Origin of the sequence: Microcoleus sp. PH2017_34_RAT_O_A (assembly GCF_020737885.1) — a bacterium.
Taxonomy (GTDB): Bacteria; Cyanobacteriota; Cyanobacteriia; order Cyanobacteriales; family Microcoleaceae; genus Microcoleus.
Window position 1 is genome coordinate 1 of the sequence record NZ_JAEQDD010000155.1, and the last position, 9,354, is coordinate 9,354.

The 9,354-nt window shown below is 46.5% G+C and carries 8 protein-coding genes; 1 reads left to right on the forward strand and 7 read right to left on the reverse strand.

All coding sequences use genetic code 11. The features are described from left to right. Window positions 1-118: 118 nt before the first annotated feature. From JGK11_RS31350 to JGK11_RS31365, 4 genes are all read right to left on the reverse strand, one after another. Complete coding sequence (locus JGK11_RS31350; RefSeq protein WP_293214306.1) at window positions 119-889, reverse strand: Uma2 family endonuclease; 771 nt, start codon at window positions 887-889, stop codon at window positions 119-121. A 163-nt stretch (window positions 890-1,052) separates the two neighbouring features. Further along, entirely contained in the window at window positions 1,053-2,327 is a 1,275-nt protein-coding gene (hisS, locus tag JGK11_RS31355) for a histidine--tRNA ligase (RefSeq protein ID WP_293214308.1), read from the reverse strand. A 185-nt stretch (window positions 2,328-2,512) separates the two neighbouring features. Further along, a complete protein-coding gene (locus tag JGK11_RS31360) occupies window positions 2,513-2,791 on the reverse strand; it encodes a hypothetical protein (protein ID WP_293193580.1) in 279 nt (92 codons plus the stop codon). A 34-nt stretch (window positions 2,792-2,825) separates the two neighbouring features. Continuing rightward, entirely contained in the window at window positions 2,826-3,101 is a 276-nt protein-coding gene (locus JGK11_RS31365) for a helix-turn-helix transcriptional regulator (RefSeq protein WP_293149481.1), read from the reverse strand. A 416-nt stretch (window positions 3,102-3,517) separates the two neighbouring features. On the opposite strand from JGK11_RS31365, the gene JGK11_RS31370 reads away from it, so the two are divergent. Further along, window positions 3,518-4,498: a carbohydrate kinase gene (locus JGK11_RS31370; RefSeq protein ID WP_293174407.1), complete on the forward strand. Its 981-nt coding sequence runs from the start codon at window positions 3,518-3,520 to the stop codon at window positions 4,496-4,498. A 545-nt stretch (window positions 4,499-5,043) separates the two neighbouring features. On the opposite strand, the gene JGK11_RS31375 is transcribed toward JGK11_RS31370, so the two are convergent. The 3 genes from JGK11_RS31375 to JGK11_RS31385 form a co-directional block, all read right to left on the reverse strand. Continuing rightward, window positions 5,044-5,532, reverse strand: coding sequence for a gluconokinase (locus JGK11_RS31375; RefSeq protein WP_293174410.1), 489 nt, complete (start codon window positions 5,530-5,532; stop codon window positions 5,044-5,046). A 76-nt stretch (window positions 5,533-5,608) separates the two neighbouring features. Further along, complete coding sequence (locus JGK11_RS31380) at window positions 5,609-6,931, reverse strand: 3-isopropylmalate dehydratase large subunit (RefSeq protein WP_293203568.1); 1,323 nt, start codon at window positions 6,929-6,931, stop codon at window positions 5,609-5,611. Between the two features lie 674 nt (window positions 6,932-7,605). Continuing rightward, on the reverse strand, window positions 7,606-9,354 hold a 1,749-nt coding region (locus JGK11_RS31385; protein WP_293214310.1), incomplete at its 5' end, for a CHAT domain-containing protein.

The window sequence follows — 9,354 nt, forward strand, 5'->3', positions numbered from 1 at the left end:
TCTCTTTAAATAACACTTTGAGTGAGTCTGTAAGTTTCAACATGGCTTCAGTTTAGTTCATTCAGTCCGGGACGATTTATTTTTTGGAAGTCCCTAAGACTCGATCGCCTTTAAATTGTCAATCTTCGTCATCTAATGTGATCCCAGCTTGACGCAATTTTTCGGCCAATCTTTCAGCGCGGAGACTTTCGCGATCGGCCCGTTGCCGTTCTTGTTCAGTTCGTTCTTCCGACCACAACAATAACTCGCCTGCTGCATTCCACCACCTCAGCCAACAGCCTGTTCTCCCTTCGTGGGTTCCCTCCCAAACTCCTAAAAATAAGTCTAATCCCGGTATCCAATAACGTCCATTTTCATCAGTTTGTTGCAAGTTATAGCGCTCTGATTCTAAAGCGTAAACTTCTAAACGAGCTGTTTTCGCTCGGAATATAACGTATGTGGGAACTTTGATTACGTGTTCGTAAAAAAACCACTTGCCCACCCGCGATGTAAACTCAACAGAGTATTCTTCTCCGTAGGTTTCCGAGAGAAATTCCATCACAATTTGGGGAATTGTCCCTTCTGTGTGTGGCGTGTAACTGCGGCGGATTTGCGAGACATTTTGGGGATTGACGGGTTTCACGTACATCCAGTCTGGCGCTTTGCAAATAGTTCGCTGTTCGTCGGTAGCTGCTTCTGGCAAACTTATCCCGGCACAAAGGGCAAAGTTGGAAACTATTAAGGCATCCTGGATTAATTCGGGAAATTCTGTTAGTGGCTGGCGTAAAGCTGCGGCTAACAATGGTTGGCTTTCATCTTCCACGGGGTCATCTGGTAGTTGGAAATCTTCTGGTAGTAGCGGCCAGGTGATTGTGAGCTTTGTGGCTGAGTTTTTAGTTGCTACAAACATAGTTTATCAGAGGTTAAATGTTTTAATGGTTAAATTATATCTTTTGGTTTTGGGGATTAATGTTAATATTGTTCGTAGTAAGGACTTTAGTCCTTATCTTCAGAGATTGAGGACTAAAGTCCTTACTACGAACCTTAAGAGTTTACTTTTCGATTCGATCGCCCTACACAGCTTTTATCTTCTGTTTGAGCTCATCTGTCATGGCTAGCAGTTCAGATTGCCCGATCGCACTTTGTTCGCCACTCGCCAACCACTTCAATTGTACAGTCTCGCTTTCAGCTTCCGCATCCCCCAAAACCAAACACGCAACTGCACCACTTCTGTCAGCTCTTTTAAACTGTTTCCCGAAAGCACTGCCGCTCAAATCTATCTCTACACTAAAGCCAGCACTCCGCAATTTTTGAGCCAACAATATTGATTGCTGTTCGGCTTTATCGCCCCGGGATACCAAATAGAAATCCAACTGCGGAACGGGCAAAGGTTGCAACTTTTGCAGCAGGAGAAACAACCGTTCCATACCCATAGCCCAACCGACTGCCGCCGTATCCGGGCCGCCCAATTCCTTGACTAAACCGTCGTAGCGGCCGCCCCCGCAAACTGTGGCTTGCGCTCCCAAATCCTCGGAGATAATTTCAAAAGCGGTGTAGGTATAGTAATCTAAACCGCGCACTAATCTTGGATTTAACTGATAGCTAATTCCTAAACTTGTGAGCATTTGCTGCACTTGCTCGAAGTGATCTCGCGATTCCTCACCCAAATATTCCAAAATGCTCGGCGCACCAGCAACAATTTCTTGAGTGCGCTGATTTTTGCTGTCCAAAATCCGCAGCGGATTGCGAGTCAAGCGATCTTGGGAATCCGCATCTAATTCGTCTTTGTACGGTGTAAAATAATCAATCAACGCTTGCCGATAATTTTGTCTGTCTTGCTTATTTCCGACAGAATTGATATCGAGGCGCAAATTTTTTAAGCCGATCGCTTGCAGGATATCACAGGCGATCGCAATTACCTCGACATCTGCACGGGGATCTGCACTCCCCAATACTTCCACGCCAATTTGAGTGAACTGTCGCTGTCTGCCTGCTTGGGTGCGTTCGTAGCGAAACATCGGCCCAGTATACCACAGACGCTGCACGTCTCCCGCCGCGTACAAACTGTTTTCAATAAATGCTCGCACGACTCCGGCGGTGCCTTCTGGGCGCAAAGTAGTCGATCGATCGCCCTTATCTTTAAAAGTGTACATTTCTTTGCCCACAACATCGGTAGCTTCGCCGATGCCGCGTTCAAATAAAGATGTTTGTTCAAAAATTGGCGTCCGAATTTCTCGATAAGCCGCTTTTTTTAAGATATTTCTAGCGACTTCTTCTATATTTTGCCAATATTGAATTTCAGCGGGCAAAATATCCCGCGTTCCCGGTAAAGTTTTAATTGCACTCATTTTTTTAGTCAGTTGTCAGTTGGCAGTTGTCAGTTGTTGGTTGTTGGTTGTTATTTGTTATTTGTTACTCGTCATTTTTGAGCTGGTGATTTTTATTTGTGACTTCGTATTAATTGCTATTTGGCTCGAATGACAAACAACCAATAACAAATAACCAATAACAAATAACTAATAACTAATAACTACTAACTTAATAATTCCCAAGCTCCGTAGCGATCGCCATAATAAGCCAAAATGCGATCGACCCGCTCGCGGCAGGCCAAATCGAACCCATCAGGATACTGTATCCACAAACCCCCAACTTGGCTGTCGCTGTAATCAAACCGCTGCGACTGCTGCGGAATCAAACCGGTTTCCACCCCTTCAACTTGACGCAAATGGGCTGCCACTTCGCGATACACCGCCAGCGGCAATCCCGGGCATTGAATTTGATAGCGGAGTTGTTTTTCTTGTGCCGTTTGCATCATTTCTTTGCCTGTCCCCAACCATAACCCCTATTTAAGATACTTCTTTATCGATCGGCCCCGGTAGAGGGCAGCAGTTAATATTCTCCATACATACCTTCCCCCACTGCAAAGCCCAGCGCACCAGCGAAACTCGATTGTCAGCGGGCGTCTTGTTCAAGATATTGCTAATGTGGTTGTCAACAGTACGCTTGCTAATCTCTAACTTCTCAGCAATTTTCTCATTGGTCAATCCCGCCGCTACTAACTCTACCACTTGCAATTCTCTGTCCGACAGGGTGACAGGGGTGCCAGAGACGCTCCCGTTCATAAATTTTTCCTATGTGTGCATATTTACCTATATACAATTCTAGAGGATGAGGGATCTAGTATGAAGAGAAAATTAAATTGGCCCGGGCACGGGATCACCAACTCGCTTGCAGAATCGCAGCAAGATGTGTAAACCCAGCCTTGCACGTGGGGTAGCGGATGCTAGATTTACCTGCGCGCACTGGAAATCCGCGCCCAAAAAACCGCAGATGTTGGCACGTCAAACTACTGATACGCCCGCGCTGTACTTGTGCGTTGAGCGGGTAACTGCCACTATCAGTAAGTCTGATATTATAGGAGCAGCTATTACAAAATAGCTGGCAATTTTCCCTACTGGGAATCTAGGTAGAGATAATTATTGACCAGTCTGGTGCTAGTCTAAAATCTAAAATCTAAAATCTAAAATCTAAAATCAATATGACTTATCCTCGCGTTTTGTGTCTGGGTGAAATTTTATTTGATTGTTTAGCAGACAAACCAGGAGTATCTCTAGAAGAGGTAGAATCTTGGACGGCATATGCTGGCGGTGCTCCTGCTAATGTTGCCTGTGCTTTAGCTAAATTGGGGACGGCGGTGGGATTTATCGGTGCTGTAGGTGGGGATGAATTGGGGGAGTCTCTGGTGCAGGTATTGCAAGAATCAGGGGTTGATATCGCTGGAGTGCAACGCCATCCGAGTGCGCCGACGCGGCAAGTTTATGTCTTGCGGAATGAAGCGGGCGATCGATCTTTTGCCGGTTTTGGTAAAATGGATACTGCGGATTTTGCCGACACCCGCTTCCAGGCTGCCCAAATACCCGAGGCGCTGTTTGAAAATGCGGAGTTTTTAGTGCTCGGCACTTTAGAATTAGCTTACCCTGAAAGTCGAGAGGCGATCGCCAGAGCGATCGAACTAGCAGAACGTTACGACGTTAAAATTATACTTGACATCAATTGGCGTCCGGTGTTTTGGCCAAATCCAGACGAAGCAAAAGCACCCATCATACAACTATTAAAAAAAGTAGATTTTCTTAAGTTATCTGACGACGAAGCCGAATGGTTGTTTGGAACTAGCGACGCTGGAGCTATTACCTACCGTCTCGATTCTGTAGAAGGCGTTTTGGTGACGGCGGGCGATAAAGGTTGCGGCTATTGTCTCTCGCAAAATGAAGGAAAAATCCCCGCTTTTGCAGTAGATGTTGAGGATACAACAGGTGCCGGCGACGGGTTTGTTGCTGGTTTTGTGCGGCAGTTGTGCAAGTATGGAATTAAGAATTTAGCAGATCCAGAAATTGCCCAAAACATTGTAACCTATGCCAGTGCCGTGGGTGCGATGACGGCGATGAAGCATGGGGCAATTGCAGCGCAACCAACTGCGGCTGAAGTAGAAGCTTTCTTGTATTTGTACAACAAAAATTAGCACACCAAACCTCTATAGGTTCGTAGTGAGGAATGCGAGTCCTCTTCAAACAAGATAGGACTAAAGTCCAATACGGTTCACTTAAGATCGATCCCCCTAACCCCCCTTAAAAAATGGGGAAAAATAAAGCTCTTAAAGGGGTGCATCTCATTTTTGAAAATATACTCGTAGGGGCGAAGCATTTCGGCAGTAAATCTCTGATTCTGGTTCATAAATTATGTGCCGAAATGCTTCGCCCTTGCCAAAATGAGATGCACCCTCTTAAAGTCACCCAACTATCAGGGAGATTTAGGGATTTCTCCCAGTATAAGAGTCTGGGTACATCTGGTTTGTGAAGAGGGCGAAGCATGACCGCATATAAGTTATTAGTTATAATTCTATATTGATTGCGGTCATGCTTCGCCCCTACGGATATATTTGCCTTGCGCCAGATGCACCCAAGAGTCTTAAGTCAACTGTATTGGACTAAAGTCATCACTACAAACCTGGACTAAAGTCATCACTACAAACCTGTTCTCACTACAAACCTGTTTGATTGTGGGCAATTAAGCGCAAATCAGATCGTTTTTAATTTGGCGTACCATTAGCTCTAGCTGCTGCGAAGCATCTATAATAATTGCATTTTCAGGTTCTTCGAGAGTAGCGAACTGACTTGACAGCAAGTCTACTTTCATGTAGTGATTTTCGCGAGTTTTTAACCGGGCTGCGAATAGCTCAAAATCACCTTTGAGATAAACTATTTTCATTTGCTGCTTGTCTCGAAAGAGCATTTCGCGGTAAGATGCTTTGAGGCCAGAACAAGCTAACACGACATTTTTATTTTCCAACAGCCACCTGTCTATTGTACCTTGCAAGTGCAACAGCCAAGGCAGGCGATCGGCATCTTCTAAAGGAATGCCCCGACTCATTTTCTCTATGTTTCCTGGCGGGTGAAAATCGTCGGCATCGCTAAAATCCCAATTGAGAGATTCCGCTAGCAACTTGCCAACAGTAGTTTTACCCGAACCGGAGACTCCCATCACCATAATAATCATCGCGGCTTAAATTCATCCCGTAGGGTATACCACAAGCACCTTCTGGGGTTGTGGCACACCACACACAAACTACTTTCTAACGCAGGAATTCGCGCGGATCTGTGACGTGTCCAGTCAGCGCCGAAGCCGCCGCCGTGTAAGGCGAAGCTAGATAAACTTGTGCTTCTTTGTTCCCCATCCGGCCGGGGAAGTTGCGGTTAGTTGTAGACACGCAAATTTCCGGTTCGTTCATCCGCCCGAAAGTATCTTTTGGCCCGCCCAAACAAGCGGCGCAAGAAGGCGCTGCGGGTTCGATGCAGCCTGCTGCTAAGAAGATTTCCGACAGCGTTTGACCGTCGTATTTAGTAACAAACAAATCTTCGTAAACTTTCTGAGTTGCCGGTACTAAATATGTCGGAACTTTGACTTGATTTCCTTTGAGAATGCGGGCGGCACTCAAAAAGTCGGAGGTTTTGCCGCCGGTGCAGGAACCGATGTAAACTCGATCGATCTTGACATCGCTGCAATTGCGGGCCAAGTCGCGGTTGTCGGGAGAGTGCGGTTTGGCGACGACTGGTTCTAATTTGCTGACATCGTAGGTGCGATCGCTATAAAACTGAGCACCCTCATCGCTGTAAAATGCCTCAAACGGCACATTAGTGCGAGGATTAACGTAATCAAACGTGGTTTTGTCCGCAGCCACCGTGCCATTTTTGCCACCAGCTTCAATCACCATATTGCACAGCGTCATCCGTTCTTCCATCGTCAAACGTTCCACTGTATCGCCCGCAAATTCCATCGATCGATAGTTAGCACCGGCAACGCTGATATCGCCTATAATTTGTAAAATCAAATCTTTTGCTAACAAATAATCTGGCAATTCGCCGTTGAGCACAAACCGCATCGTCGCCGGCACTTTAATCAGCAATTTGCCGGTTCCCATGATAAAAGCCGCGTCGGTATTGCCGATACCGGTGGCAAATTGTCCGAAAGCACCGGCATTGCAAGTGTGGGAATCTGTACCGAAAAGCACTTCGCCCGGGCGCGTGTGGCCTTCTTGGGCGAGGGCGATGTGGCAAACTCCTTTATAGTCGGGGTTAGCTTTGAAGTTCGATCGATCCGTGATGTCGTAAAAGTATTTTATCCCTTGTTCTGCGGCAAAATCGCGGAGAATATCGACGTTGCGGTTAGCGCGTTCATCGTTAGTGAAAATGTAGTGGTCGGGAATTAAGACGATTTTGTCGGGATTCCAGACTTTAGCATTATCGCCGAATTCCTTTTTGAATACGCCAATGGTGCCCGGCCCGCAGACATCGTGGGTCATCAATACGTCTGTTTCTACCCAGATGTTGTCTCCGGGCTCGACTTTGGTGCGGCCCGATGCTTTGGCCAAGATTTTTTCGGTGATGGTCATTCCCATAGTGCGATCGCTCTTTTTCGTGAGATGCTACAAGTGTATTGTAAGCGAAACATTCCCTGTTACCGAGGATACTGACGCAGGAAGATGTCTCGGATGTACTTCCAACTTGAGAGAAGCGTCCAGTTCGATCGCAGTTTTCTATTGCATCTAATACAAATTGTAGGGCGAGCAATCCCCACCTTACGAAATTATGCGTAATGTTATGTGTTGTTAAATAATTCGAGTTAATTATTAAAAGGTAAATTATATTGGACATCGACCTAATTTAAATATTCAGTTTGGATACGACCAAAACTTTGTAATATTTTGCGTACAGGTCGCCAGGAGAAATTACGATGAATTGCGAAAAAGTTCAACATTTCAAAGTGTAGCATAGCGCCGATCGCCTGCCGGAATTCATACCGATCGCCAAAACCACCCGATCGCCCAAAACATCCGCTGCGGGAATTGCGATCAGCACTCTGCTGATCCTGTTAGCACCGCCAGTTCAAGCTGCTAATCTAACATTCGTCTCTGATTGCCAATCATTATTGCTCTTTAGACGTGTAGATTAAAGAGGGCCGGGGCCCAACTACGTACCTATACAACAAATCTGATTGCCAATCATTATTGCTCTTGAGACGTGTAGATAAAGGAGGCTCAAGCCCAACTACGTACCTATAAAACAAATCTGATTACCAAGGATTGCCAATCATTCTAAAAGCCGCCCAATAGTAGGGATGAGAAAAATTCCGAGTCCCTGTCTTTGTCATTTCCGGAGGTAGCTGCACATTACCCACAGAAGTCCGCAATATTCCCCCTTCAATCCGCACCTGTTGGCGCAACATTTCTAATTGCGCTTGCCGCAAGGCCTCAGCCTTCATCGGAGCAGTTTTCAACTGGCCGTAAAAGTCCGCCATCAATCCCAAACTGCCCTCGTCGCTGACATACCAGAGAGTCGCTAGAGCCGATTTAACCCCTGCTTGCACGGCTAACCCGCCAAAGCCCAACTCGGATTCTCGATCGCCCACAGCAGTCCTGCAAGCACTCAAAACCAACATATCAACCTGCGGACTGCCCCATCCCATGTCCCGCAACTGATTCAAACGCAATTTAGTATCCCACAACTGAATAAACGATTCGCTGGGGTTTCCCGATCGAAATTCGGCGTGAGTAGCCAAGTGAATTCTCCCAAAAGGGTACTGCTGGCGCTGCGATTTCAAATTTGCCAGAGTGAAAGCTTGGTTCAAGAAAGACTTACTGGGCGACTCCTGCGGGATAATTGTCGAAACTTCTATTTCCACCGCAGGTAAAGGACTCATATTGGGAAATTGTGACGCACCCATTGCCAGAACTTGTGTATTTGGCAACTTAGTGGTGCTGGTATCTGTCAAACTCAGACTCGGCATTGAGCCGACGCTGTAACGCTCTATCAGAAAGCCTTTCCCGTCATGTAGCGCCGCCATCGGTATCGATCGCAACCCCATATCCGCAATAAAAGATAAATTCTGAATACCTTTGGCTTGTAACTCTGCCTCGATCGGCGCTATCATCCACTGGTAAAGCTGCTGAGCGAAGGGTAAATAAGTTTTAGTATTGCGCTTTACCGGATTAGTCAGTTCGTTGCGAAATTTCCGAATAGTTTCCATTACCTCGGCGCGAGAGGTTCCAGCGATCCGCACGCGAAAGGGCGCGCTATCGGGGGCGATTACCATTACTTCGAGTTCGTCAGAGCTTTTAATTTGCTGTTCTACGCGCAACAGCGGCGAACTGTTGTAAGGTCGATCGAATGTAGAACCATTGGGTACAAAGCTCATATATACGAGAGCTGGTTTGATACCTGTGCCTTTTGCGACGCTGCGAAGAGTATTTTGAGCATTTTCTAGCGTGGCGCGTTTATTTGTTTGTGGCAAATTCAGGTAATCGACAAACTCCCTGGTAAATCTGTTTTCTACCGGAAAAATAATGGCGCTGGGGTTAACTGGCAAGCTGGAAACGTCAATAATATTCGAGGTTTCGCGACGTGAATTAGGCTGTTGCAATGAACTAGATATCTGGTTTTGCTGTTGCAAGCTGGCAGAAAATAAAGGATTTGTCCTGGGAAGCCCGTTGCTGGAGAGCGCCGGAGCGAGTTCCGGTGTCGGTATCGGTGCGAGATTGATTGGTGCGGGAGCAGGGAGAATTTGAGTAATTGTTGGTGCGATCGGCAAATTCAATATCGGCGCTGGATTTTGAGTAATCGTTGGTGCGATCGGCAAATTTGATATCGGCGCTGGATTTTGAGTAATTGTCGGCGCTGGATTTTGAGTAATTGTCGGCGCTGGTGACAAATTTGATATCGGCGCTGGATTTTGAGTAATTGTCGGCGCTGGTGACAAATTCGAGTTCGGCGCTGGATTTTGAGTAATTGTTGGTGCTGGTGACAAATTCGAGTTCGGCGCTGG